Below are 26,578 nucleotides of genomic sequence, written 5' to 3' on the forward strand. Positions count from 1 at the left end.
TCAGGCCCCCGCCGTATAAGCGGCAATCGCCGCCATGTTGACGATGTCGCTGTCCTTGGCGTTGAGCGAGACGATCTGAACCGGCTTGTCCAGGCCGACCAGCAGCGGGCCGATAACGGTCGAGCCGCCGAGCTCCTGCAGCATCTTGGTCGAGATCGAGGCCGAGTGGAAGGCCGGCATGATCAGCACATTGGCTGGGCCGGTCAGCCGGATGAACGGGTATTGCGCCATGGCGCGTGCGCTGAGCGCCACGTCGGCTGCCATCTCGCCGTCATACTCGAAATCGACGCGCCGCTTGTCGAGGATGCGCACCGCTTCCTGGATGCGTTCGGAGCGCTCGCCCTGCGGATGGCCGAAGGTGGAATAGGCAAGCATGGCCAGCCGCGGCTCATAACCCATGCGGCGGGCAAAGCCGGCGGCCTCCTCGGCGATGTCGGCGATCTGTTCGGCATTCGGCATATCGTGCACGGCGGTGTCGGCGACAATCACGGTTCGGCCCCGCGCCAGCACGATCGAGGCGCCGATGACGCGGTGGCCGGGCTTGGCGTCGATGATGCGGCGGATGTCGTCGAGCGCCGTCGAGTAGTTGCGGGTAACGCCGGTGACGATGCCATCGGCATCGCCCAGCGCCACCATGCAGGCGGCGAAATGGTTGCGGTCGGTGTTGATCAGGCGCTGGCAGTCGCGAAACAGGAAGCCCTTGCGCTGCATGCGCTCGTACAGATAGTCGGTGTAGACGCCGTTGCGGCGCGACAGCCTGGCATTGATGATCTCGATGCCTTGCTTGTTCAGTTCGATGCCGGCGTTCCTGGCGTTCTCCTTGATGATGTCGTCGCGGCCCAGCAGGATGGCGGTGCCGAGCCGCTGGTTCACATAGGAGACGGCGGCGCGCATCACCTGCTCCTCCTCGCCCTCGGCGAAAACGATGCGCTTGGGCTGGCGGCGCACGCGGTCGTAGATGCGCTGAAGGGTCGAGGCGATCGGATCGCGGCGGGCGGAAAGCTCCTGCGCGTAGCGGTCGAGGTCGAGGATCGGCTTGCGCGCGACGCCGGATTCCATCGCGGCCTTGGCAACCGCGATCGGAATGGCCGAGATCAGGCGCGGGTCGAACGGCACCGGGATGATGTAGTTGGGGCCGAATTTCGGCCGCATGCCCTGGTAGGCGGCGGCGACGTCGTCGGGTACATCCTGGCGCGCCAGTTCGGCGAGCGCACGCGCCGCAGCGATCTTCATGTCGTCATTGATGGTGGTCGCCCGCACGTCCAGCGCGCCGCGGAAGATGTAAGGGAAGCCGAGCACGTTGTTGACCTGGTTCGGATAGTCCGAACGGCCGGTGGCCATGATGGCATCGGCGCGGATTTCGGCGACTTCCTCCGGCGTGATCTCCGGATCGGGGTTGGCCATGGCGAAGATGATCGGCTTCTCGGCCATGGACTGCACCATCTTGGTGGTCAGCGCGCCCTTGGCCGAGAGGCCGAGGAACACGTCGGCACCGTCGAGCGCCTCGGCCAGCGAGCGTGCGTCGGTCTTGACGGCATGCGCCGACTTCCACTGGTTCATGCCTTCGGTGCGGCCCTGGAAGACGACGCCTTTGGTGTCGCACAGGATGATGTTTTCGGGCGCAAAGCCCATCGCCTTCATCAGCTCGATGCAGGCGATGCCGGCGGCACCGGCGCCGTTGCAGACCATTTTGGTGGTCTTCATGTCGCGGCCGGTGATTTCCAGCGCGTTGATCAGGCCGGCCGCCGAAATGATGGCGGTGCCGTGCTGGTCGTCATGAAAGACCGGTATGTCCATAAGTTCGCGCAGCCGCTGCTCGATGATGAAGCACTCCGGCGCCTTGATGTCTTCCAGATTGATACCGCCGAACGACGGCCCAAGGAAACGCACGCAATTGATGAACTCTTCGGCATCCTCGGTGTCGACTTCGAGATCGATCGAATCGACATCGGCGAAGCGCTTGAACAGCACCGCCTTGCCTTCCATCACCGGCTTGGCGGCCAGCGCGCCGAGATTGCCGAGGCCGAGGATGGCGGTGCCGTTTGAGATGACGGCGACCATGTTGCCGCGCGCCGTGTAGTCGAAGGCGCGGCTGGGATCCTCGGCAATGGCAAGCACCGGAACCGCGACGCCCGGCGAATAGGCGAGGCTTAGGTCGCGCTGGGTGGCCATCGGCTTGGTAGCGACGATCTCCAGCTTGCCCGGGCGGCCCATGGCGTGGAATTCCAGCGCCTCCTGCGCACTGACGGAGGGGCCGTTGCTTTCGGTTTTCTTGGCCATGATGCTTTCGATTTCCTCACCCGTGCAGCACCTCGTTGAGACGGGCGCGGTGCTTTCTTTTGTGGAACGTTCGGGATTAAGGCTACACTTCGCCGCTGTAAACCGCCAAGCAGATGGCTTGGGAAATTTTGGAAGCAACTTCTTGAACGACGAAACGCCCATTCGTAGCGACAGCGCTACGCCGGCCTTTGCGCCGGCAACGCCGATGATGGAGCAGTATATCGAGATCAAGGCGGCGAACCCGGATTCGCTGCTGTTCTACCGAATGGGCGATTTCTACGAGCTGTTCTTCGACGACGCCGAGAAGGCGAGCCGGGCGCTCGGCATCGTCCTGACCAAGCGTGGCAAGCACCAGGGCCTCGACATCCCGATGTGCGGCGTGCCGGTGCATGCCGCCGACGATTATCTGCAGAAGCTGATTGGACAAGGGTTCCGCGTCGCCGTCTGCGAGCAGATCGAGGATCCGGCAGAGGCGAAGAAACGCGGTGGCAAATCGGTGGTGCGCCGCGACGTGGTGCGGCTGGTAACGCCCGGCACCATCACCGAGGACAAATTGCTGGCGCCGTCGGAATCGAGTTTCTTGATGGCACTTGGCCGGGTCAAGGGCGGAGCCGAACAAAGAAGCGGGGATCGCGGCAGCGCGACAGGGAACCAAGGAAGTTTTGCGCTGGCCTGGATCGAGATCTCGACCGGCGCCTTTCGCGTTGCCGAGACCAGCGCCGACCGGCTGCTCGCCGATGTCTTTCGCGTCGACCCACGCGAGCTGATCGTCGCCGAACCGGTGTTTTACGATCCGGAGCTGAAACCGGTGTTCGATGTGCTCGGCCGGATCGCCAGTCCGCAGCCGCCGAGTCTGTTCGATTCGGCGTCGGCCGCGGGCCGCATCGCCCGTTTCTTCGAGGTGGCGACGCCGGACAGTTTCGGCACGTTTTCCCGCGCCGAGCTGTCGGCGATCTCAGGCGCCATCGCCTATGTCGAGAAGACGCAGAAGGCCGAGCGGCCGCCGCTGTCGCGGCCCGAGCGCGAGGAGCAGGGTTCGACGCTGTTCATCGATCCGGCGACACGCGCCAATCTGGAACTGCTGCGCACGCTGTCCGGCAGCCGCGAGGGCTCGCTGTTCAAGGCGATCGACCGCACGGTGACCGGCGGCGGCGCGCGGCTGCTCGCCGACCGGCTGATGGCGCCGCTGACCGATCCGGCGGCAATTGGCGCAAGGCTGGATTCGGTGTCGTTCTTCCGGTCCGAGATACGGCTGTGCCAGGCGGTGCGGGCGAGCCTGAAGAGCGTCGCCGACATGCCACGCGCGCTGTCGCGGCTGGCGCTCAACCGCGGCGGCCCGCGCGATCTCGGCGCGCTGCGTGCCGGGTTCGAGGCCGCCGGCGCTATTGCCGAACTGTTTGGGGCGACCGCCCTGTCGCCAGAATTGGCGGCGGCGCTGGCGGCGATCGAGGCGCTGCCGCGCCCGCTGGCCGAGCATCTGACACGGGCGCTCGCCGACGAGCTGCCGCTGCTCAAGCGCGACGGCGGCTTCGTCCGTTCCAGCTACAACGCCGAGCTCGACGAGATGCGGGCGCTGCGCGATGAATCGCGCAAGGTGATCGCCGGGCTGGAGCGCTCGCTGATCGACGAAACCGGCATCCGCTCGCTGAAAATCCGGCACAACAAAGTGCTTGGCTACTACATCGAAGTCACCGCCAACAACCATGCGATCATGACGAGCAGCGACGGGGCGAAGGCGCGCTTCATCCATCGCCAGACCATGGCCAACGCCATGCGCTTCACCACGACCGAACTGGCCGAGCTGGAATCGAAGATCGCCAATGCCGCCGACCGGGCGCTGGCGATCGAGCTTGCCGCCTTCGACAGGCTGACGGCGGAAGCCGTCGGCGAGGCGGACAAGATCCGCGCCGGCGCCGAAGCACTCGCCGTGCTCGACGTGTCGGCGGCACTGGCGCTGGTTTCCGAAAGCGAGGCATGGTGCCGACCCATCGTGGACGCGAGCCTCGCCTTCGCCATTTCGGGCGGACGGCATCCGGTGGTGGAACAGTCGCTGCGGCGTTCGGGCGAAGGACCGTTCGTCGCCAATGATTGCGATCTGTCGCCGGAAGGCAATGCCAAAAACGGCGCGATCTGGCTGCTGACCGGCCCGAATATGGGCGGCAAATCGACCTTCCTCAGGCAGAACGCGCTGATCGCCATCCTCGCCCAGACCGGCTCGTTCGTGCCGGCGGCATCAGCCCATATCGGCGTCGTCGACCGGCTGTTTTCACGTGTCGGCGCCTCCGACGACCTGGCGCGCGGCCGTTCGACCTTCATGGTCGAGATGGTCGAAACGGCGGCGATCCTCAACCAGGCCGGCGAACGCGCGCTGGTGATCCTCGATGAGATCGGCCGCGGCACCGCCACCTTCGACGGCCTGTCGATCGCCTGGGCGGCGGTCGAGTATCTGCACGAAAAAAACCGCTGCCGGGCGATCTTCGCCACCCATTTCCACGAAATGACTGCGCTGGCCAGCAAGCTCGCTCGACTGCACAATGTCACCATGCGGGTCAAGGAATGGGAAGGCGACGTGGTCTTCCTGCACGAGGTCGGCAAGGGTGCCGCCGACCGCTCCTACGGCGTGCAGGTGGCGCGTCTGGCCGGCTTGCCGGAGGCGGTGGTCGGGCGGGCCAGGGAAGTGCTGCACCAACTGGAAGCTGGCGAGGTTTCGGGCAAGGCCAACCGGCTGGTCGACGATCTGCCGCTGTTTTCGGTGGCGGTGAGGCGGGAGGCGCCGAAGCCGGTGAAGGACGATGCACTGGGCGCCGCGCTCGGAGCGATCAACCCCGACGAGATGACGCCGCGGGAGGCGCTGGAGGCGCTGTATCGGCTGAAGGGAATGGCGGGGAAATAGCTGGGCCTCGTCCGCTCCCATCCCTCAAATCATCTGCAGGCCCTGCTTGCGCCGCGGCGGCGGGAAGGCGCGGTCGATTTCGGCGAAATCCTCACGCGTAAGCTCGATGTCGAGCGCCGCGACATTCTGGCGGATATGCTCCTGCTTGCTGGCCTTTGGAATGGCGATGACGCCGTCCTGTGCCATCACCCAGGCCAGCGCCAGCTGAGCCGGCGTCGCATCGTGGCGGGCGGCGATGGCTTCGAGGCTGGCGTTGCGCGCCAATACGCCCTGGTCGACCGGCGAATAGGCCATCAGCGGAATGCCGCGCTGCCGGCTCCAGGGCGCAAGGTCGAATTCGGGGCCGCGCTGGGACAGATTGTAGAGGATCTGGTTGGTCTGGACGCCGTCGCCGGCCGGCAGGCTGACCAGTTCCTCCATCTCATGAGTGTCAAAATTGCTAACGCCCCAGTGGCGGATCTTGCCGGCTTTTTTCAACGCTTCGAAGGCCTCGACCGTTTCCGCCAGCGGCACGCTGCCGGGCCAGTGCAGCAGATAGAGATCGATGCGGTCGGTGCGCAGATGCCTGAGGCTTGCCTCGCAGGCAGCCGGCACGCCGGTGCGCGAGGCGTTGGACGGCAGCACCTTGGAGCCCAGGAACACCTCGTCGCGGCGCCCGGCAATAGCATCCGCCACCACTTCCTCGGCGCCGCCGCTGGCATACATTTCGGCGGTGTCGATCAGCGTCATGCCGAGATCCAGCCCAAGCTTCAGGGCATTGACCTCATCGGCATGGCGGCGGGCGTCCTCTCCCATTTTCCAGGTGCCTTGACCCAGCACCGGAACGGCTTCGCCCGAGGGCAATGTTGTGGTTCTTATCGTTGACGGCACGGCGTGCTCCAGTCGAGGCCCTATGGCTGATGCTACTTCACCGGATGGGCGGCCAGCCAATCCTGCATCCGCTTGATCTCGGCTTCCTGCGCCGCGATCACCGCTTCGGCCAGCTTGCGCATTTCCGGATCTTTGCCATTGGCAAGCTCGACCTTGGCCATGTCGATAGCCGCCTGGTGATGCGGGATCATGCCGCGGGCGAAATCGACATCGGCATTGCCGGAATATTCGATCGCCATCATCGCGCTGTGCATCTTGTCCATCGCCGCGTTGTAGCTGTCGGTCGAGGCACCACTCGCGTCGTGCGCCCCCATGTCGTGTTTCGTCTCCTGGGCTTGCGACGGAATGCTTTCGAGGAAAACGGCAAGCAGCATTCCGGCCGCCATCAGCAGCAGCACGATCTTCTTGGCCAACGTCATTCATGATCTCCTTTTTGAACGACTTCCTATCTGGGGACTTGGCTCAGAGTTTCAACGTCCTGAGCCGCAACGCGTTGGTGATCACCGAAACCGAGGACAGGCTCATCGCCGCTGCCGGTCGCCATGATGATCTTCAGGCCGCGCTCGTGCAGCGCCTTTATCGCCTCTGATGTCGTCGCCTTGATCGGGTCGCGACGGCGACGATGCCGGCCAGCTTGTTGCCGACGGCGACGAACATCGAGGTCTTGCCCTCGGCCTGCAGCGCCTCGGCGCTGGTCGAGATGGATGCGATATCGATGCCGAGAGCGGCCATCATCGCGGCGTTGCCGAGCGCCACCTTCTGTCCCGACTTTTCGAGGCCGGCGGCAATGGCCAGCAGATCATCGTCCGCCATGCCCTCGGCAGCGACGATTTCGGTCAATCTCGGCCGGCCTTCGGTCAATGTGCCGGTCTTGTCGACGATCAGCGTGTCGACCGAGGCAAAGCGCTCGAGCGCCTCGGCGTCCTTGATCAGCACGCCGGCATGCGCGCCGCGCCCTGTGGCGGTCATGATCGACATCGGCGTGGCAAGGCCCAGCGCGCAGGGACAGGCGATGATCAGCACCGAGACCGCCGAGGCGATTGCAAAGATCAGACTGGGTTGCGGCCCGAAGATCGCCCAGGCGATGAACGCAACGATCGCAACCACCACGACGGCCGGGACGAGATAGAAGGAGACGCGTTCGGCCAGGCCCTGGATCGGCGCGCGCGAACGCTGCGCCTTGGCGACGAGCTCGACGATCCGCGCCAGAAATCGACCAGTTCCGGGTTCGGGCCCTCGTCGCCGGTCGGCACGCCCATCGGTTCCAGCGCCATCCCGCAGATCGGGCAGCGCCTGACTTGTCGCGGACGATTTCTGGATGCATCGGACAGGTGTATTGCGTGCCTTTCGGCATCGCCTGCTGCTCCGGCCTGTCGCCAAGATACTTTGCCGGCTCCGCCTCGAACTCACCTTGCAGCCGGCCGAGCAGAAATAGAAGCCCTGGCCTTCATGCCGGGAAAAGTGCTTCGCGGCGGCACGCTCGACACGCATGCCGCAGACCGGATCGGTGGCGGTAATGTAGTTTTCCGGCTCGGCCGTGAACCTCGAACGGCAGCGCTCGCTGCAGAAATGATAGCGATGGCCGCCATGCTCGGCGGTCGGCTTGCCGGCGGCCGGATCGACGGTCATGCCGCAGACCGGGTCGCGAATGACCGCGTCGGCGGCGGACGGAGCAGCTTTCGGCGAGCAGCAACCGCTATGGGCGTGATGGTCGTGGTCGGAATGCGTCAATGCGGAAAGACCGCTCTGTCTCGAACTTGCAACAGAGGTAGTGCTTCCAGTGACTGGAAGGTCAAGGGCCAATTTCGACCTTTGGTGCCGTGGTGCATGCCGGACTGGCTGACCCAAACCGCTTCCATGCTTATGGCCGCCGCTACTTCCGGGCTTGGCAACATCGTCCAGCAAGACCATCTATCAAGTGCGGCAGGAGGCGATCATCCGGTTTCGACTCCCGTGGAGAGCCTGTCTGTCCGCCCCATACCCAGCGCCGCGAAAACGCGCTATAGACGCCGCCAAAACGGCGAGGCCGAACGGCAGTTATGGCAAGAATCTCTCTAAAGCTCGACGAACTGATCGACGCCGAAGCCTTGCGCCGCGAGATGACCGCGCTGACTGCGGCCACGGCAGGCGACGGCTCCGGCAAGGCTGCGCGTGCCGGTGTTCTCCAGCTTCTCAAGGGCAGGCTCGCCGCCGGCCGCAGCATCGCCGAACGCATGCTGATGGACGACGGCAGCGGCACTGCCTGCGCCGCCCGGCTGTCGCATCTCATGGACGAAATCATCCGCGCGCTCCACGAGTTCGCCGCCACCCACGTCTATCGCGTCAAGAACCCGTCATCGGCCGAACGCATGGCCGTCGTCGCGGTCGGCGGCTATGGCCGCGGCACGCTGGCGCCGGGATCCGATATCGATCTGCTCTTCCTGCTGCCCTACAAGCAGACGCCATGGGGCGAGCAGATCGTCGAATACATGCTCTACGTGCTGTGGGACCTGGGGCTGAAGGTCGGCCACGCCACCCGCAACATCGACGAATGCCTGCGGCAGTCGCGCACCGACATCACCATCCGCACCTCGATCCTGGAGGCGCGTTTCCTGTGGGGCGAGCAGAAGCTCTATGACGAGCTCTTGCAGCGCTTCGACCGCGAGGTGGTGCGCACGACCGGACCCGAATATGTGCAGGCCAAGCTTGCCGAACGCGACGAGCGTCATGCCAAGGCCGGCGAAAGCCGCTATCTGGTCGAACCCAACGTCAAGGACGGCAAGGGCGGCCTGCGCGACCTGCAGACGCTGTTCTGGATCGGCAAGTATTTCTACCGGGTCCGCACCGGCGAGGAACTGGTCGACAAGGGCGTCTTCACCGGCACCGAATACCGGGAATTCCAGAAGGCCGAGGACTTCCTGTGGGCGGTGCGCTGCCACATGCATTTCCTCACCGGCAAGGCCGAGGAACGGCTGCATTTCGACATCCAGCGCGAGATCGCCGAGCGGCTGGGCTACACCACACATCCGGGCCTGTCGGCGGTCGAGCGCTTCATGAAGCATTACTTCCTCGTCGCCAAGGACGTCGGCGATCTGACCCGCATCTTCTGCGCGGCGCTCGAGGAGGAGCAGGCCAAGCATGTGCCGGGCTTCAACCGTATCTTCCTCACCTTCTCGCGCCGCAAGCGCAAGCTTGCCGGCACGTCCGATTTCATTATCGACAACCATCGCATCAACATCGCCGACGACCTGGTGTTCGAGCGCGATCCGGTCAATCTCCTGCGGCTGTTCTGGTTCGCCGACAAGCACGGGCTGGAATTTCACCCCGATGCGCTGAAGCTGCTGACCCGTTCGCTCGGCCTCATCGGCAAGGCGCTCAGGCGCGACGAGGAAGCCAACCGGCTGTTCCTCGACGTATTGACGTCGGACGGCAATGCCGAACTCAATCTCAGGCGGATGAACGAGGCGGGACTGCTGGCAAAGCTAATCCCGGATTTCGGCAAGATCGTCGCCATGATGCAGTTCTCGCTGTACCACCACTATACGGTGGACGAGCACCTGATCCGCTGCATCGGCGTGCTGGCCGAGATCGAGCGCGGCGACGGTGAAAAGGTCCACCCGCTTGCCCACTCGCTGATGCCGGGGCTGAAGAAAAGCCGCGAGGCGCTTTATGTCGCGGTGCTGCTGCACGACATCGCCAAGGGCCGGCCGGAGGACCATTCCGAAGCTGGCGCCCGGATCGCGCGGCGGATCTGCCCGCATATGGGGCTGTCGGCGGCCGACACCGAAACGGTCGCCTGGCTGGTCGAGAACCATTTGGTGATGTCGATGACGGCCCAGACCCGCGACCTCAACGACCGCAAGACGATCGAGGACTTTTCCGCGATCGTGCAGTCGGTCGAACGGTTGAAGCTGCTGCTCGTCCTGACCGTCTGCGATATCAGAGGCGTCGGGCCTGGCGTCTGGAACGGCTGGAAGGGGCAGTTGCTGCGCACGCTCTACTACGAAACCGAACTGCTGTTGACCGGCGGGTTTTCGGAAGTGTCGCGTGCGATGCGCACCGCGGCCGCCCGCGAAAAGCTGGCCGAGGCGCTCGCCGATTGGCCGGAAAAGGCGCGCAAGCGCTATGTCGCCAAGCACTATGAGAATTATCTGCTGGCGGTCGATCTCGCCGACCAGCTTCGCCACGCCGAATTCATCCGCGAGGCGGATGCGGCGGGCAAGAAGCTCGCCACGATGATCAAGACCCATCAGTTCGAGGCGGTCACCGAGATCACCGTGCTGGCGCAGGACCATCCCCGCCTGCTGTCGGTCATTGCCGGCGCCTGTGTGGCGGCCGGCGGCAACATCGTCGATGCGCAGATCTTCACCACCTCCGACGGCCGCGCGCTGGACACCATCCTGATCTCGAGGGAATTCGACCGCGACGAGGACGAACGCCGCCGTGCCGAACGCGTCGGCCGGCTGATCGAGGACGTGCTGTCGGGCAAGAGCTGGCTGCCGGAGATGATCGAGAAGCGCACCAAGCCGCGGCGCGGCGCCAAGGTCTTCCGCATCCAGCCGCGCGCCGAAATCCGCAACACGCTGTCGAACCGGTTCTCGGTGATCGAGGTCGAGGGGCTGGATCGGCCGGGCCTGCTGTCCGAGATCACCGGGGCGTTGTCCGACTTGTCGCTCGACATCGCCTCGGCACACATCACCACCTTCGGCGAAAAGGTCATCGACACCTTCTATGTCACCGATCTCACCGGCCAGAAAATCGACAGCCCGACCCGCATGGCCGCCATCAAAAACAGGCTGATCGCCGTCCTCGAAGGCACCGTGCCCGAGCGCGGCGGCAAGGCCAAGGCTGCGGCCGAGTGACCGCCACCACTCATTTGTCCCAATCCTGCAGGCAGTCTCCAGACGCATGAGCCTTGTCAAAAAGTTCGCGACGGTCGCTTCCGGCACGCTGATGAGCCGCGCCCTCGGCTTCGGCCGCGAGATGCTGATGGCGGCCGCGCTCGGCACCGGGCCGATCGCCGACGCCTTCAACGCCGCCTTCCAGTTTCCCAACACCTTCCGCCGGCTGTTTGCCGAAGGCGCCTTCAACGCCGCCTTCGTGCCGCTGTTCGCCAAGGAGATCGAAACCCACGGCACCGATGGCGCCAAGCGCTTTTCCGAAGAGGTGTTCGGCGTGCTGTTCACGGCGCTGCTGGCGCTGACCATCGCCATGGAACTGGCGATGCCGCTGATCGTGCGCTACCTGGTGGCGCCGGGCTTTGCCGACTCGCCGGGAAAGTTCGAGATGACGGTCCGGCTCGCGACCATCATGTTTCCCTATCTGATCTGCATGTCGCTCGGCGCCATGATGGCCGGCATGCTGAATTCGCTGCGCCGCTATTTCGCCGCCGCGGTGGCGCCGGTGTTCCTGAACGTCATCCTGATCGGCGTGCTCGCCTATGCCTGGCACAAGGGATCGGACGCGCGCACCGTTGGCTTCGCACTGGCCTGGGGCGTGCTGGCGGCGGGGCTGGTGCAACTGGCGATCGTCTGGGTGGCGGTGCGCCATGCCGGCATCTCGATCGGCTTTCGCCGGCCAAGGATGACGCCCAATGTCAAGCGGCTGCTGATCCTGGCGCTGCCGGCGGCGATCACCGGCGGCATCACCCAGATCAACCAGCTGATCGGCACCGCAATCGCCTCGGCGCAGGACAGCGCGGTGTCGTCGCTCGCCTATGCCGATCGCATCTATCAGCTGCCGCTCGGCGTCGTCGGCATCGCCGTCGCCATCGTGCTTCTGCCCGAACTGTCGCGGGCGCTGAAGTCGGGCAATCTGATGGAGGCGGCCAATCTGCAGAACCGGTCGGTGGAGTTCACCTTGTTCCTTACCTTGCCAGCGGCGGCGGCACTGCTGGTCATGGCGGAGCCGATCGTCGGGCTGGTCTATGAACGCGGCGCATTTGCCGCCAACAACTCGACGCCGGTCGTGGCGGCGATCCTGGCAATCTTCGGCTTGGGGCTGCCGGCCTTTGTGCTGATCAAGGCGTTCACCCCCGGCTATTTCGCTCGCGAGGACACGCGCACGCCGATGATCTTCGCCGCGATCTCGGTGGCTGTGAACATCACCACCGCGCTGACGCTGTTTCCGCAGATGGGCGCGCCGGGCATCGCCGTCGCTTCGGCCGTCGCCGGCTGGGTCAATGCGTTGATGCTGCTCGGCGTGCTGATCCGGCGCGGCCATTGGGGCCGCGACGTACCGCTCATGAGACGCATCCCACGGCTGGTGCTGTCGGCGGCGGTGATGGCGACGGCGCTGTATTTTGCCGAACACTGGTTTGCCGCCCAACTGGCTTCGGGCTCGCCGCTGGTGGTCAAGGCGGCAACGCTGCTTGGGCTCGTCGCCGGCGGGGCGCTGCTTTACTTCGTCACCGCCTTCGCCACCGGCGGCGCCGATTTCGGCATGATCCGGCGCAGTATGGCGCGGAGGGGATCACCTTCGACCAGGGAATAGTCTCCAGATCCGTAAGCCTAACAGTAGCGACCCGTCGACAAGCATCAGTCTTCGCCGGACAATTCGTCATAGACCGGGCGCGGCAGCGGCTTACGTGCCTGCTTGCTAAGTTCGATCCCGAATTCGGCCCGAAGCCGCGCCGCTGTCTCCAGCGGCGTCTCGCGGCCATGTCGGTGCTCCAAAGCTTTCTCGTTTGAGATGGTCATCCATTTCTCGTCAGATCGTTTGCAGAATATGTTTCACCCTATCATACATATCGATGTCGGCGCCGCCCCTCATTGCCCTGCCGGGCATTTCTCCCCGTAAACGGGGAGAAAGAAGCTGGCTGCCCCTCGGCGCTCGTCCTGCAACGCCTGTCGTTGGCTAAACCGTCGACGACGGGTCTTTCTCCCCGTCACTATAGACCCGGCAGGGCAATGAGGGGCAGCGCCGACCTGTCAAGCCGAGACGGGCGCTATAGGCGCAGCGCCAACAACATCGAACAAGCAATCCGACCTGAAGCAATCGCTCTGCTGCGATCGCCTACAGCCCCTTGATCGTCTACTCGCTCTCGTCCATAAGCGCGCCGTCGCAAGACTTTCGCCGCGCGCGAAACGGCCCTCCACAAGCCAGGGAAGCACCATGACCGACGCCAATCAGCCCGCCTTCAAGCCCCTCGTTTTTTCCGGCGTCCAGCCGACCGGCAATCTGCACCTCGGCAACTATCTCGGCGCCATCAAGAAATTCGTCGCCCTGCAGGACACCTCCGATTGCATCTATTGCGTCGTCGACCTGCATTCGCTGACCGCGCAGCTTGTCCATGAGGATCTCAAGGACCAGACGCGCGCGATCACCGCGGCGTTTCTCGCCTCCGGCATCGACCCGAAGAAGCACATCGTCTTCAACCAGTCGCGGGTCATGCAGCACGCCGAGCTTGCCTGGATCTTCAACTGCGTGGCCCGCATCGGCTGGATGAACCGGATGACGCAGTTCAAGGACAAGGCCGGCAAGGATCGCGAGAACGCCTCGCTTGGGCTGCTTGCCTATCCGAGCCTGATGGCTGCCGACATCCTCGTCTACCGCGCCACCCATGTGCCGGTCGGCGACGACCAGAAGCAGCATCTGGAGCTGACACGCGACATCGCGCAAAAATTCAACAACGACTTTTCCGACCGCATTGCCGGCCTTGGCGTCGGGGTCGAGATGAAGGTCGGCGAGGAGACCGTGAACGGTTATTTCCCGCTGACCGAACCGATCATCGGCGGACCGGCGGCGCGTATCATGTCGCTACGCGACGGCTCGAAGAAGATGTCGAAGTCGGATCCGTCGGACCTGTCGCGCATCAATCTGACCGACGATGCCGACAGCATCTCGAAGAAGATCCGCAAGGCCAAGACCGACCCGGAGGCGTTGCCTGGCGAATTGGACGGCCTGGCCGGCCGGCCGGAAGCCGAAAACCTGGTCGGCATCTATGCGGGTCTCGCCGAGATATCGAAGGAGGCAGTGCTGAAAGAGTTCGGCGGCCAGCAGTTTTCGGTGTTCAAGCCGGCGCTGGCCGACCTTGCCGTGGAAAAGCTGGCGCCGGTCGCCGGCGAAATGCGCCGCATTTCCGACGACCGCGCCTATGTCGACGCGGTGCTCAGGGATGGCGGCGAGCGGGCCGGCCTGCTGGCCGAGGCGACGATGAAGACCGTGCGCGACATCATCGGCCTGCTGCAGGGTTAATCTGCAGCCAATATCGCTACATCCGCCGGTCGCTTGCGGCCGGGCCGTGGCGGTGGCAGATTGCGACCGAAACCATTTGAGGTAGAATATGGTCTCCAAACGCCTCAGCCGCGAAGCCGGCCATCGCCGCAAGTTTTTGGCGATCATCGACGACACGCCCGAATGCGAACGGGCCGTCGTCTACGCCTCGAAGCGCGCGCAGAGCACCAGCGGCGTGCTGGTGCTGCTCTATGTGATCGAGCCGGACGATTTCCAGCATTGGCTAGGTGTCGAGAAGATCATGCGCGAGGAGGCCACCGCCACCGCGCGCGCCGCACTGGACAGCTATGCCAACAAGGTGCGCCAGAAGCTCGGCATCGAGCCGGAACTGGTGGTGCGCGAAGGCAAGCCGACGGAAGAGATCCACAGATTGATCGAGGAGGACCAGGATATCGCCATCCTCGTGCTGGCCGCCGGCGCCGGCAAGGAGGGGCCGGGCCCGCTGGTCGGCGCGGTCGCCGGCAAGGGCGCCGCCTTCCCGATCCCGGTGACAGTGGTGCCGCAGAACCTGTCAGACGAAGAAATCGACAGCCTGGCCTAAGCTGTGTTTCAGAAGACCGCAAAAACATTCTCCCAGCCAGCCGTTCCGGCGATGGCTTTCGCTTGAATGTCCTGCCCATAAGGCCTATTTAGAATTATTCCAGACTATCTGCCCGAACGGGCTCGGAGACGTCCATGTTCATCCAGACCGAATCGACGCCAAATCCGGCGACATTGAAGTTCCTGCCCGGCAAGGAAGTGCTTGTCGAAGGCACCGCCGATTTCCGCGATGCCGACAGCGCTGCCGCGGCTTCGCCGCTGGCCGGCCGGCTGTTCGAGATCCCCGGCGTGACCGGCGTCTTCTTCGGCTATGATTTCGTCACCGTGACCAAGGACGGCCCCGACTGGCAGCATCTGAAGCCGGCGATCCTCGGCGCCATCATGGAGCACTTCATGTCCGGCGCGCCGGTCATGGCCAGGGCCGGCCCCGCCGCCGAGACCAGCCAGACCGGCGAATTCTACGACAAGGCCGACGAGGAACTGGTCATCACCATCAAGGAACTGCTCGACACGCGGGTGCGTCCGGCGGTCGCCCAGGACGGTGGCGACATCACCTTCCGCGGCTTCGAGAACGGCACCGTGTTCCTGCACATGAAGGGCGCCTGCGCCGGCTGCCCGTCGTCGACGGCGACGCTGAAGCACGGCATCCAGAACCTGCTCCGGCATTTTGTGCCCGAGGTGCAGCAGGTCGAACAGGTCTCTTAAGATCAAAGGACGTCAATTCGCCCCTTCGCGCGACACAAAAAACCGGGCCAAATTGCCCGGTTTTTTGTTTTGGGACGTCAGTTGTTGCCTAGACGGTCCGCGTATGAGCTCTAGAGAACGATGACCTTGGCGCCGACGGAGGTGCGGTCGTAAAGGTCGATGATGTCCTGGTTCATCAGCCGAATGCAGCCCGACGACATCGCTTTGCCGATCGAGTTCCACTCCGGGCTGCCATGCAGGCGGTAGCCTGAATCGCCGCCCTTGTTGAACAGATACAGGGCGCGCGCGCCGAGCGGGTTGGTCAATCCGGGATCCATGCCGCCGGCAAATTTGGCGAGTTCCGGCTGGCGCTTGATCATCGCCGAAGGCGGCGTCCAGGTCGGCCATTGGCGCTTCGCCGCGATGCGGGCGGTGCCGCGCCATTCAAAACCCTCGCGGCCGACGCCGATGCCGTAACGCATAGCCTCGCCGCCGCCCATGACATAATAGAGGAACTTGTTCTGCGTATCGACGACGATAGTGCCCGGCTTTTCACCGGTGTCGTAGCTCACGATCTGCCGGCGGTACTTGAACGGCACCTTTTCGATCGGAATGCGCGGCAGTTGATAGCCCGCATCGGTCATCGGGCCATAGTTGTTGGTGAATATCTGCGAGCCGATGGTGCTGCAACCAGCAATAGCCGTCGACAGCGCAAGTGCGGCGACGATTGCGAATGACTTCATGCGCATGAAAAGGTCCGATGCCCCGCCCGAAAGATAGCGGCACGAGACGGCCGCCTTGTCGCTATCATTCATGCTGGCATTTGCTTTGCTTGCCAAGCGGGCGATGCCTATATGCAGGGGCTTACATGCCGGTAAGTCCGCAGCTGTGGCTTTTCGGCAACGGCTCTCATAAGATTATGTAGGAAATTCAATGGGGCGGTCCGCCAGGCCGCCCGAAGTTAGGGAACCAATCATGAATGTCGGAGATGCCGCCCAGCGTTCCGGCCTGCCGGCCAAGACCATTCGCTACTATGAGGAGATCGGCCTGATCCGCCCGCAGCGCGCCGGCAACGGCTACCGCGATTATTCGGGCGACGACATCCACCGGCTGACGTTTCTGCGCCGCGCGCGCAATCTCGGCTTTTCCATCGACGACTGCCGCCAGCTGATGGCGCTCTACCAGGACCGCAGCCGCGCCAGCCATGACGTGCGCGAGATCGCCGCCGCGCATGTGACGGCAATCGAGGAGAAGGTGCGCGAACTGCAGTCGATGCGCTCGACCCTGCAGAAGCTGATCCATGCCTGCCACGGCGATGACCGGCCGGACTGCCCGATCCTGGACGATATTGCGGGGGCGGTTTTGCCATCTGACAAAGTCGTTCCCGCCCAGGTGTGAAGGTTGCGTGGCGTCGCCAGCCGTTTTCCAGGTTAGGTTTCAGCGATCAATCGGCACCATCGATACGCTCAAGGCGACAATCGAGAAGAACGCCGCACGGGCGATTTCCTTCTTTGACGCGTTCGGGTTCCTGGCCGCTTTGATCAATTGCCTGGGTGCCATGTCAGGCGTCACGACCGGATAGGCGTCGGCCACCGCCTGCATCTCGTCCGCGTTCATCATCCAAACTCCCTAAACCCACCCGCATTCGCACAATATCTCATATTACTAATGTATGAAGACGTGAATTAGGAGCCATTGTTCTCTTTGTCCGCTCACTGAGTCGAACGCGCTAAACTGTCGGGTCTTTGATCAAATATACAATCACCTTAGGAAAGGCGCTTATTTATTCGACAATACGCCTTGGCACCGGCAACAAATCATGATTCAAGTGCGGTTGTCTTTGGGGGAAACACATGATCCGCATAGCCACCGCTATAGCCGTTGCCGTCGGTGCATCGGCATGCACCAGTCAGGCGAACGTTCCTTATGATACGAGTAAAAAAACCTGTCGAATCTATGTTGAGCCAGGGACAGGTGAAAAGCGTGAACTTTGCCTGCCAGACACTCCAAATAAATACTGCGTGCGGGCTTATTATATAAATACACCGGGCGTAGAGCGGATAATGTGCGGCCCACTAACTGTCAAATCACCAACTGCCGCTGGCCGCGCTAGGCAGCTTGGAGGCAACAGATACCCGTAGGAAAAGGCGGGGCGACGATGGGGCTTTGGCAGTTCATCAAACGGCAGTTCATGGCCGTCGACTTGGGTTATGTCTATGTGTCGCTTCGCGGAGCCCATTCGTTTAGGTTCTTCATCAAGCTGGATAGAGCCGACAACAAGAAATTCGTAGAATTCAAATTTTGCCATTACGGTGCGGCCGAGGCCCTGTGCAGTTTAAGCGTTGAGGAGTTCAATGACCTGGTTGACGGCGTTCTGAAAGTTAAGGCAGAGCTTGAAACGCCCCTACCCGACAGCGCGACCCAGCCATCGGGGAATGGCAGGGGTAGCGCTTAGGAAACGATGGCTCCTAAAGGAGCCATTTGATAGCTCCTAGAATTAGCACGACGATAGCTGCGATTGCGTATTCCCGCCCTGGCTTAACCTGGGCACGAAGTCGCGGGGAAATCGACCTGCCAAGCAGGACGGCAACCCCGCCCCGTTCTGCAATACAGGTTGTCAAATGCACAGCTGCCATCAAGAAACGGGTTCAAACCGTGAACAAAGTCTGGCATGGTGAGCCCATGCCAATCATCTCACCTGTACCCCTCAATCCGCTGATCGACGGCCGCCAGTCGGAGCGCGCGATGCTGGTTCGGCGTGGCGTGCAGCGGCTGCTCAGGGAGATGGGCGCGCATGTGCTGCCGGAACTGTCGCTGGCGACCGGGCGCCGCGCCGACCTCGTCGCGCTGACCCGCCAGGGCGACATCTGGATCATCGAGATCAAATCCTCGATCGAGGATTTCAGGGTCGACCGCAAATGGCCGGACTACCGGCTGCACTCCGACCGATTTTTTTTCGCCACGCATCCCGGTGTGCCGTCGGAGATCTTTCCGCAGGAATGCGGTTTTATCCTTTCCGACGGCTACGGCGCCGAAATCCTGCGCGACGCGCCCGAGCACCGCATGGCGGCGGCGACGCGCAAGGCGCTGATGCTGAGGATCGCGCGGGCCGGAGCAGCGCGGCTGCTCGCGGCGGAACTTGCCGGCGTGGCGGTGTCGGCTCTGGAGGGCGAGAGCGAGTAGCTGGAACGTTTGTGCTCTTCCTTAGCCCTTCGCACTGCCCCACATCCGCCTGCCGGCACCTTCTCACCGTATAGTGAAGGGGAGAAGGGAGCTGGCCGTAACCTTGGCGCACTTTCTGCAACGCTGGAGATTGGCGAAATCCTTTGCGAAGGCGTCTTTCTCCCCGTCTCTAAACGGGGAGAAATGCCCGGCAGGGCAATGAGGGGCGGCGCAACGTTCGTCGGCTACTCTTCCCCTTGGTCCATCCCATTCGCTGCCGGCGCCACCAGCAGCACGGCGGCGCCGAGGATGGCGGCGATGAAGGAGCCGGCGAGGATGCCGACTTTCACCGCGTCCTGGAGCTCGACATTGCTGGCGAAGGCGAGCAGGCCGATGAACAGGCTCATGGTGAAGCCGATGCCGCAGAGCAGCGAAATGCCGACCATGTGCAGCCAGCCGGCATTGACCGGCAGATCGGCGAGGCCGAGCCGGATGGCAAGCGCAGAAGAACCGAACACGCCGACCAGCTTGCCGGCGACGAGGCCGGCGGCGACGCCCAGCGTCAGTGGCTCGACCAGGGTGGCAGCACTGAGGCCGGCGAGCGGGACGCCGGCATTGGCGAAGCCGAAGATCGGGACGACGACGAAGGGCACTATCCTGTGCAGGCCGTGCTCGAGCCGGTGCAGCGGTGAATGGTCTGAATCCTGGCTGATGCCGGGGGTGATTTTCAAAGGTATGGTCAGGGCCAGCGCCACGCCGGCGAGCGTGGCATGGACGCCCGATTTCAGCACAAGCACCCACAGCACGACACCAAGCAGGAGATAGGGCAGCAGCGTCAGCACCTTCATGCGGTTGAGCACGATGAGCAGAGCGATGACCGCGAAGGCGGCGCCGAGATAGGCGAGCGACAGGCCGCTCGTATAGAACACCGCGATGATGATGACGGCGCCAAGGTCGTCGATGATGGCGAGCGCGGTGAGGAATACCTTCAGCGACCCTGGCACGCGGCTGCCGAGCAGCGACAGCACGCCGAGCGCAAAGGCGATGTCGGTGGCGGTCGGGATCGCCCAGCCGGACAGGGCGGCTGGATTGTCGCGGTTGATGGCGACATAGACAAGCGCCGGCACCAGCATGCCGCCGGCAGCGGCGATGCCGGGCAGAGCGCGGCGTGGCCAGGTCGAGAGCTGGCCGTCCAGCATCTCGCGCTTGATCTCCAGGCCGACCAGCAGGAAAAACACCGCCATCAGGCCGTCATTGATCCAGTGCGATACGCTGAGCGGTCCCAGATAGGCGTGAAGGGCGTCGAAATAGGTTTCGGCCAGCGGCGAATTGGCGACGACCAGCGCCAATGCCGCGGCTGCCATCAGGACGATGCCGCCTGCCGCCTCGCTGGCCAGGAATTCGCGAAAGATGGAGATCGGCCGCGGCTTCTGGTCCTGCATGTCGTCTCCATCGTATCGCCTACCCGCCGGCAGGGACAACATCACCCTGTGCGATGATGCGCAACCGCCGATGGCAGGGCAGTTCCTACAGTGCCGCGCGACCTTGGGGGCGCATAGGACCGTCAGGCGTTAGCGCGGCGCGCGTTTGGCGAGTATCCGCTGCAGCGTGCGGCGATGCATGTTGAGCCGGCGCGCCGTCTCGGAGACGTTGCGGTCGCACATTTCGTAGACGCGCTGGATGTGCTCCCAGCGCACGCGGTCGGCAGACATCGGGTTTTCAGGCGGCGCGGCGCGTTCGCCCGCAGTGCGGGTAAGAGCCGCGAAAACCTCGTCGGCATCGGCCGGTTTCGACAGATAGTCGATGGCCCCGAGCTTCACCGCCGTAACCGCGGTGGCGATGTTGCCATAGCCGGTGAGGATGACGGCGCGGGCGTCGTCGCGCTTCTCGCGGATGGCGGCGACGACGTCGAGGCCGTTGCCGTCGGCGAGCCGCATGTCGACCACCGCGTAGGCTGGCGGATTGGCGCGCGCCTTGGCCACGGCCTCCTCGACGCTCTCGGCCGTCTCGACCACGAAACCCCTGGTCTCCATGGCGCGGGCAAGGCGCGTGAGGAATGGCCTGTCGTCGTCGACGATCAGCAGCGAGGTGTCCTCGCCCTCAACCATTGCGCCAATCGTTTCGTCGCCATTCATCGTCTTGACATTCCTGCTGCCCGAATTTTACGCAGATATAGTTTTGGAGCGCTATTGTCCAATTCAAGCCGTGTCAAACATGGTGGCCGAAGCCGATTCAGGATTGAGGAAGACGCTGCGCGGCCACGATATCCGCACGACGGCGCCCTCGCCCGGCTCGTTTGAATTGCGGAAATCGAGCGTGGCGCCCGAGCGTTCAAGCAGGGTCTTGGCGATGAACAGCCCCAGTCCGAGGCCGCCGCCGGCCTCGGTGCCCTGGCGTGTCGACATATAGGGCTCGCCGATGCGATCGATAATTTCGGGAGGAAAGCCCGGCCCGTCGTCGGTGATCGAGAAGGTGACCGTTGCCTCGTTCCAGCTCCAGCGCACGGTGACGCTCTTGCGGGCAAAATCGACGGCGTTCTCGACCAGATTGCCGAGGCCGTAGATGACGCCGGGATTGCGCCGTCCCACCGGTTCGGGGCCGATGCGCTCGCCGGGGAGAAGCTTGATCGAGATGCCGAAATCGCGGTGCGGGGCGGTCATCTCCTCGACCAGCGAGGTCAGCGGCAGGCGGGAGAGATGCGCCTCGCCCTCGGAGGACAGGCTGGTCAGGCGTTTGAGGATCTCGCGGCAACGCTCGCTCTGCGAGCGCAGCAGCGTCACGTCCTCGCCGTATTTCGGGTCATTGCGGAGCGCCTTCTCCATCTCCTTGGCAACAAGCGTGATGGTGGCGAGCGGCGTGCCGAGCTCATGCGCGGCGGCAGCGGCAAGGCCGTCCAGCGCCGACAAATGCTGTTCGCGCTGCAGCACCAGCTCGGTGGCGGCAAGCGCGTTGGCGAGCAGCCGGGCTTCCTCGGCCACGCGGAAGGCGTAGATCGCGGTGAAGGCGATCGAGGAAAACACCGCCATCCACATGCCGGCGACGTAAATGAACGGCATCTCCAGCGGCGCGCCCTCGTACCAGGGCAGCGGCAGATGGAAGAACACCAGCAGGCTCGCCGTCACCATCACCAGCGCGCCGAGGATGGCGGTCAGGCGCAGCGGCAGCGACGTCGCCGAGATGACCACGGGCACGGTGACCAGCACTGAAAACGGGTTGGTGAGGCCGCCGGTCAGGTAGAGCAGACCGGCAAGCTGCAGGCTGTCGATGGTCAGGATGGCGAAAGCCTGCAGCGGGGTCAGCCGATGCGCCGCCGGATAACGGAAGGTCAGCAGCAGGTTCATCCAGGCCGAACAGGCGATCAGCGCGAAGCAGAGACTGACCGGCAGCGGGAATTTCAGCCCATAGGCAACGACAAGGACCGTCAGACTCTGGCCAACAATGGCAAGCCAGCGCAGCCTGATCAGCGTGTTGAGGCGCAGCCGCTGGCTTTGCTGGAAGTCGGGCGCCCGCAGGATGTTTATCATGGCCAAGGATTATAGCCGGAAAAGGAGAAAGGCTAGGTCCCCCGCGGTTTGGCGCGGCTGGTTGCGGTGGCGAGAAGCGGGTTCTCCGGCCAGATATGCCGGGGATAGCGGCCACGCATCTCGGCTCGCACATCGGCCCAGGAGCCGCGCCAGAAACCGGGCAGGTCACGCGTCGTCTGGATCGGTCGGTGCGCCGGTGACAATAGCTCGAGCGTCAGCGGCACCGCGCCGTTGGCGATCGCGGGATGCCGGTCGAGACCGAACAGCTCCTGGACGCGGATCGCCAGCACCGGCCATTCACCGTCATAGCGGATCGGCACGCGGCTGCCGGATGGAGGGTCGAAATGGGTCGGCGCCAGCGCCTCGATCCGGCGCTGCAGATCGTGCGGCACCAATGCCATGAGGCCGACCGAAAGCACGCCCGGATCGATCGCGGCAAAGGACGCCGCGCCGGAAAGGAAGGGCAGCAGCCAGTCGTCGAGGCGGTCGATGAGCGCCGCATCGGAAACATCTGGCCAGGGCGCGCCAAGACCGCGATGCAGCCAGCCGAGCCGTTGGCGCAGCGTTTCGGCCTCCTTGCCCCACGGCAAAAGCGACAGCCCGTGTTGGCGCAGGGCGTCAAGGATGGCGCGATCGGCGGCGATGCCGGCCGGCGCCGGCAGCATGCGTTCGGACAGGGTGATGGCGCCGAGGCGAACGGTTTCACGCACACGCACCGCACGCCCGTCGCGGTCGAAACTGGTTTCGCGGTTTGTCTCGATCTTGTCGGCGAGCGAAGCGCGAATGTCGGCTTCGTCTATCGCCGCCGCTGCCGTAATGCGGGCATTCTGCGCCTTGCCCTGCAGATCGGCGACGACAAGCCAGGTTTCGCCCGCCAGTGGGTCGGCGGCGTCAAGCATGGCGCCTGAACCGTTGGCCAGCACGAAACGGCCGCGCTCTCCGCGCGCCCTGGCGACGCGATCCGGCCAGGCGTGGATGAGGAGAGCGCCGGCGCTGCCCTCCCCCCCGAGGGGAGGGTCGGCCAGTGAGCCTTGCCCAGCGAGGCGAGGGAGACGGGGTGGGGTCGGCGATGACGTGCCCGACCCAACCCCACCCCGATCCGCTTCGCGGATCGACATACCGGGGCGAACCACGGGTCTCGCCCGGCCTTCGGTCCCCCTCGAAGGGGAGGGTGAAGCCTGTTTCGCCAGCCGCTCAGCGAGTTGCCGGGCGGCGGTGGCGCGCGGCGATCTTTCGGATCGGAACCGAAGCAGCCGCCGTTCGAGGTCGGCGCCGTCGCCGCCCAGGCCACGCTCGGTGAGCAGCACGGCGAGCATGGCCGCTTCGAACGCCCGGCCGGTGTTTGCCACCTCGGCGACCATGTGAGCCAGCCGCACAGGCAGTGCCAGCCTGCGCATCGCAGCACCCGATTGCGTCAGTCGCCCTGCCTCGTCAAAGGCGTCGAGCGCACGAAGCAGCGCCCTTGCCTCGTTGAGTGCCGGGGCCGGCGGCGGATCGAGGAAGCAGAGGCTCGACGGGTCGGCGACACCGAAGGCGGCGCAATCGAGCAGAAGTCCGGAAAGGTCCGCCTCGAGGATTTCCGGCGGCGTGAAGGCGGGAAGTGCCGCGGTCTGCTCGGTCCGCCACAACCGGACGGCGACGCCGGGCTGCGTGCGGCCGGCGCGGCCGGAGCGCTGGTCGGCGGAGGCTTTGCTGACCCGCACCGTCTCCAGCCGCGTCAGGCCGCTGGCCGGCTCGTAGCGCGGCAGGCGCGACAAGCCGGAATCGATGACGACGCGCACGCCGTCGATGGTAATCGAGGTCTCGGCGATCGAGGTCGCCAGCACCACCTTGCGGCGGCCGGACGGCGCCGGCTTGATCGCGGCGTCCTGCGCCTTGTTGTCGAGCATGCCATAGAGCGGCACGATGTCGGTGTCGGCACTGACGCGGCCTTGCAGCCGCTCGGCGGTGCGCTCGATCTCGCGCTGGCCGGGCAGGAAGGCGAGCACGCTGCCGCTCTCCTCGGCAAGGGCCGCGCGGATTGCCTTGGCCATCGCGTCCTCGATGGCGATGCCGGCCGGCCGCTCGTCGTAGCGGACATCGACGCGAAAGGCGCGGCCTTCGCTCTCGATCACCGGGGCGCCGGAAAGCAGCCGAGCGACGCGCGCGCCGTCGAGCGTCGCCGACATGACCAGCAATCGCAGATCGGTCCGCAGCGCACCTTGCACGTCGAGCGCCAGCGCCAGACCAAAATCGCCGTCGAGCGAGCGCTCGTGGAACTCGTCGAAGAATACCGCCGAGACACCGGGCAACTCCGGATCGTCGAGGATCATCCGCGACAGCACGCCTTCGGTGACGACAAGAATTCTGGTCCTCGCAGAAGTGCGGTTCTCCATCCGCATGGCATAGCCGACCGTTTCGCCGGGCTCCTCGCCGAGCAGTTCGGCCATGCGGCGGGCGGCTGCGCGGGCAGCGAGCCGGCGCGGCTCGAGCAGAATGATCTTCCCCGTGCCGAGCCAAGCCGCATCGAGCAGCGCCAGCGGCACCAGCGTCGTCTTGCCGGCGCCGGGCGGCGCCACCAGCACGGCACTGTTGCCATGGCCGAGCGCTTCACCGAGCGCCGGCAGGACGGCGGAGACCGGAAGCTCTGGCAAGGGTTTTCTGGTCATTGTTTCAGGGATGCATCCACCCAATCTCGCGGCAGGTCGGTCGCGCCCCGCATATCAGCGGTGGCGGTCGCCGCGCAACCGGGCAACGGACCAACTCAAAGCGGGTCCACCTACTCGCCATAGTCAAAGGCGGAAGCCACCGAGGATGACGCGGCCGAGGAGCGACAGGAAGTCGGGATATTTCCTAATAGAACGGCGCGGCCAGGGCCACCGCCCAGATACAAGCGAATTATGCTGCAGCGCAGCGACGAATTCGCTTGCGTTGTTTAGTAAAAATTGCATCACTAAACAAATTACTAAACATCCGCCGCTTAACCGCGTCGTCATGTTTAGACCCCTGAGGAGGGGGTTTTGAGGTTATTTGAAACCGTCATCCGGGCGCGTTTCGCAAATGGGAGGAAGGCATGAAATCGACCTTGAAACTGACGTTGGGACTGACATCGGCCATGTTTGCGTCGACCGCCGTTTCGAATGTCGCGCAGGCTGAAGATCTGACGCTTTGCTGGGCAGCCTGGGACCCGGCCAACGCGCTTGTCGAATTGTCCAAGGATTTCACCAAGGAAACCGGCATCGGCATGAAATTCGAATTCGTGCCGTGGACCAACTATGCCGATCGCTTCCTCAACGAACTGAATTCCAAGGGCAAGCTGTGCGACCTGATCATCGGCGACAGCCAGTGGATCGGCGGCTCGGCCGAGAACGGCCACTACGTCAAGCTGAACGACTTCTTCGACAAGGAGAAGATCAGCATGGACGACTTCGTGCCAGCGACCGTCGTCGGCTACTCCGAATGGCCGAAGAACTCGCCGAATTACTGGGCGCTGCCGGCCATGGGCGACGTCGTCGGCTGGACCTATCGCAAGGACTGGTTCTCCAAGCCGGAACTGCAGAAGGAATTCAAGGAAAAGTACGGCTGGGATCTCGCAGCGCCGACGACCTTCGACCAGCTGAAGCAGATCGCCGAGTTTTTCCAGAAGCGCGAGATCGACGGCAAGACGGTCTATGGCGCATCGATCTATACCGAGCGCGGCTCCGAAGGCATCACCATGGGTGCCATGGACGGGCTCTACAGCTTCGGTTTCAAATATGAGAATCCCGACAAGCCATACGAGATGGACGGCTTCGTCAACTCCGAGAAATCGGTGAAGGGTCTTGAGTTCTACAAGGCGCTCTATGACTGCTGCACGCCTCCTGGAGCCTCGAACAGCTACATGGGCGAAGGCGTCGACGCCTTCAAATCCGGCCAGGTGGCGATGCACATGAACTTCGCCTTTACCTGGCCAGGCCTGCAGAAGGACGAAAATGTCGGCGGCGACAAGATAGGTTATTTCGCCAATCCCAAGGGGCCCGACGGCGATCAATTCGCCCAGCTTGGCGGCCAGGGCATCTCGGTGGTCTCTTACTCCGACAAGCAGGAGGCTGCGCTCAAATACATCAGGTGGTTCGCCAACAAGGATGTTCAGGCCAAATGGTGGTCGCTCGGCGGCTTTTCCTGCCTCAACGCGGTCGTCAAGGATCCAGGCTTCCCGGCCAGCCAGCCTTATGCGCAGACCTTCCTCGACTCCATGGCCATCGTGAAGGATTTTTGGGCAGAGCCCAGCTATGCGCCGCTGCTGCAGGCGTCGCAGAAGCGCTTCCATGATTACGTCGTCGCCGGCCAGGGTTCGGCCAAGGATGCACTTGATGGCCTGGTCAAGGACTGGACCGAGGTCTTCCAGGACGACGGCAAGATGTAGTTGGGGCAGTATCCAATCGGCTCCTCC

Annotated in this window: 21 protein-coding genes and 1 pseudogene; 11 read left to right on the top strand and 11 right to left on the bottom strand. The window is 64.0% G+C overall.

What is annotated here, in order from left to right:
* A complete protein-coding gene (locus AC0L2M_RS28400) occupies window positions 1-2,280 on the bottom strand; it encodes an NADP-dependent malic enzyme (protein ID WP_287235085.1) in 2,280 nt (759 codons plus the stop codon).
* A 205-nt stretch (window positions 2,281-2,485) separates the two neighbouring features.
* On the opposite strand from AC0L2M_RS28400, the gene mutS reads away from it, so the two are divergent.
* The gene (gene mutS, locus AC0L2M_RS28405; RefSeq protein ID WP_473536511.1) at window positions 2,486-5,173 is read left to right on the top strand and encodes a DNA mismatch repair protein MutS; all 2,688 of its coding nucleotides are present in this window, start codon (window positions 2,486-2,488) and stop codon (window positions 5,171-5,173) included.
* A gap of 24 nt (window positions 5,174-5,197) precedes the next feature.
* Here the strand turns inward: mutS and AC0L2M_RS28410 are convergent, their stop codons facing one another.
* Together AC0L2M_RS28410 and copM are read right to left on the bottom strand one after the other, a co-directional pair.
* Window positions 5,198-6,043, bottom strand: coding sequence for an aldo/keto reductase (locus AC0L2M_RS28410; protein WP_473536488.1), 846 nt, complete (start codon window positions 6,041-6,043; stop codon window positions 5,198-5,200).
* Window positions 6,044-6,075: 32 nt separating this feature from the next.
* A complete protein-coding gene (gene copM, locus AC0L2M_RS28415) occupies window positions 6,076-6,462 on the bottom strand; it encodes a CopM family metallochaperone (RefSeq protein WP_473536489.1) in 387 nt (128 codons plus the stop codon).
* Between the two features lie 14 nt (window positions 6,463-6,476).
* Between copM and AC0L2M_RS28420 the strand changes: the two genes are divergently transcribed.
* Window positions 6,477-6,632 (top strand): hypothetical protein, encoded by a 156-nt coding sequence (locus AC0L2M_RS28420; protein ID WP_473536514.1) that lies wholly within the window; start codon window positions 6,477-6,479, stop codon window positions 6,630-6,632.
* Here the strand turns inward: AC0L2M_RS28420 and AC0L2M_RS28425 are convergent.
* Window positions 6,567-7,774, bottom strand: a pseudogene (locus AC0L2M_RS28425) (HAD-IC family P-type ATPase); the annotation flags it as partial. The gene AC0L2M_RS28420 and the pseudogene AC0L2M_RS28425 overlap by 66 nt on opposite strands.
* A gap of 308 nt (window positions 7,775-8,082) precedes the next feature.
* Here AC0L2M_RS28425 and AC0L2M_RS28430 point away from each other — a divergent pair.
* The gene (locus tag AC0L2M_RS28430) at window positions 8,083-10,884 is read left to right on the top strand and encodes a [protein-PII] uridylyltransferase (RefSeq protein WP_473536490.1); all 2,802 of its coding nucleotides are present in this window, start codon (window positions 8,083-8,085) and stop codon (window positions 10,882-10,884) included.
* A 46-nt stretch (window positions 10,885-10,930) separates the two neighbouring features.
* On the top strand, window positions 10,931-12,514 hold the full coding sequence (gene murJ / locus AC0L2M_RS28435) for a murein biosynthesis integral membrane protein MurJ (protein WP_473536491.1): 1,584 nt from the start codon (window positions 10,931-10,933) through the stop codon (window positions 12,512-12,514).
* Window positions 12,515-12,558: 44 nt separating this feature from the next.
* Here murJ and AC0L2M_RS28440 read toward each other — a convergent pair whose 3' ends face one another.
* A complete protein-coding gene (locus AC0L2M_RS28440; protein ID WP_023803758.1) occupies window positions 12,559-12,720 on the bottom strand; it encodes a hypothetical protein in 162 nt (53 codons plus the stop codon).
* Between the two features lie 415 nt (window positions 12,721-13,135).
* Between AC0L2M_RS28440 and trpS the strand changes: the two genes are divergently transcribed.
* The 3 genes from trpS (at window position 13,136) to AC0L2M_RS28455 (ending at window position 15,502) form a co-directional block, all read left to right on the top strand.
* The gene (gene trpS, locus AC0L2M_RS28445) at window positions 13,136-14,218 is read left to right on the top strand and encodes a tryptophan--tRNA ligase (RefSeq protein WP_128168326.1); all 1,083 of its coding nucleotides are present in this window, start codon (window positions 13,136-13,138) and stop codon (window positions 14,216-14,218) included.
* 88 nt (window positions 14,219-14,306) lie between these two features.
* Complete coding sequence (locus AC0L2M_RS28450) at window positions 14,307-14,798, top strand: universal stress protein (RefSeq protein ID WP_128174113.1); 492 nt, start codon at window positions 14,307-14,309, stop codon at window positions 14,796-14,798.
* Between the two features lie 134 nt (window positions 14,799-14,932).
* Window positions 14,933-15,502, top strand: coding sequence for a NifU family protein (locus AC0L2M_RS28455; RefSeq protein WP_023796710.1), 570 nt, complete (start codon window positions 14,933-14,935; stop codon window positions 15,500-15,502).
* 110 nt (window positions 15,503-15,612) lie between these two features.
* Here AC0L2M_RS28455 and AC0L2M_RS28460 read toward each other — a convergent pair whose 3' ends face one another.
* Window positions 15,613-16,230, bottom strand: a complete 618-nt coding sequence (locus AC0L2M_RS28460) for a L,D-transpeptidase (protein ID WP_287239227.1) — start codon at window positions 16,228-16,230, stop codon at window positions 15,613-15,615.
* 226 nt (window positions 16,231-16,456) lie between these two features.
* On the opposite strand from AC0L2M_RS28460, the gene cueR reads away from it, so the two are divergent.
* On the top strand, window positions 16,457-16,879 hold the full coding sequence (gene cueR / locus AC0L2M_RS28465) for a Cu(I)-responsive transcriptional regulator (RefSeq protein ID WP_036261399.1): 423 nt from the start codon (window positions 16,457-16,459) through the stop codon (window positions 16,877-16,879).
* A gap of 39 nt (window positions 16,880-16,918) precedes the next feature.
* Here cueR and AC0L2M_RS28470 read toward each other — a convergent pair whose 3' ends face one another.
* Complete coding sequence (locus AC0L2M_RS28470) at window positions 16,919-17,101, bottom strand: hypothetical protein (RefSeq protein WP_306454924.1); 183 nt, start codon at window positions 17,099-17,101, stop codon at window positions 16,919-16,921.
* Between the two features lie 538 nt (window positions 17,102-17,639).
* On the opposite strand from AC0L2M_RS28470, the gene AC0L2M_RS28475 reads away from it, so the two are divergent.
* A complete protein-coding gene (locus AC0L2M_RS28475; protein ID WP_128168328.1) occupies window positions 17,640-17,936 on the top strand; it encodes a hypothetical protein in 297 nt (98 codons plus the stop codon).
* Between the two features lie 227 nt (window positions 17,937-18,163).
* Entirely contained in the window at window positions 18,164-18,664 is a 501-nt protein-coding gene (locus AC0L2M_RS28480; RefSeq protein ID WP_287239135.1) for an MmcB family DNA repair protein, read from the top strand.
* A 224-nt stretch (window positions 18,665-18,888) separates the two neighbouring features.
* Here AC0L2M_RS28480 and nhaA read toward each other — a convergent pair whose 3' ends face one another.
* The 4 genes from nhaA to hrpB all read right to left on the bottom strand — a co-directional run bounded on the left by nhaA (window position 18,889) and on the right by hrpB (window position 24,815).
* A complete protein-coding gene (gene nhaA / locus AC0L2M_RS28485; protein ID WP_473536492.1) occupies window positions 18,889-20,085 on the bottom strand; it encodes a Na+/H+ antiporter NhaA in 1,197 nt (398 codons plus the stop codon).
* 129 nt (window positions 20,086-20,214) lie between these two features.
* A complete protein-coding gene (locus tag AC0L2M_RS28490) occupies window positions 20,215-20,778 on the bottom strand; it encodes an ActR/PrrA/RegA family redox response regulator transcription factor (RefSeq protein ID WP_023796717.1) in 564 nt (187 codons plus the stop codon).
* A 63-nt stretch (window positions 20,779-20,841) separates the two neighbouring features.
* Window positions 20,842-22,167 carry an ActS/PrrB/RegB family redox-sensitive histidine kinase gene (locus AC0L2M_RS28495; protein ID WP_023796718.1) on the bottom strand — a complete coding sequence of 442 codons (1,326 nt, stop codon included), beginning with the start codon at window positions 22,165-22,167 and terminating at the stop codon, window positions 20,842-20,844.
* A 32-nt stretch (window positions 22,168-22,199) separates the two neighbouring features.
* A complete protein-coding gene (gene hrpB, locus AC0L2M_RS28500; RefSeq protein WP_473536493.1) occupies window positions 22,200-24,815 on the bottom strand; it encodes an ATP-dependent helicase HrpB in 2,616 nt (871 codons plus the stop codon).
* A gap of 404 nt (window positions 24,816-25,219) precedes the next feature.
* On the opposite strand from hrpB, the gene AC0L2M_RS28505 reads away from it, so the two are divergent.
* Entirely contained in the window at window positions 25,220-26,551 is a 1,332-nt protein-coding gene (locus AC0L2M_RS28505) for an ABC transporter substrate-binding protein (RefSeq protein ID WP_473533002.1), read from the top strand.
* Window positions 26,552-26,578 lie beyond the last annotated feature (27 nt).

The sequence above is a fragment of the Mesorhizobium sp. WSM4806 genome (assembly GCF_055811635.1).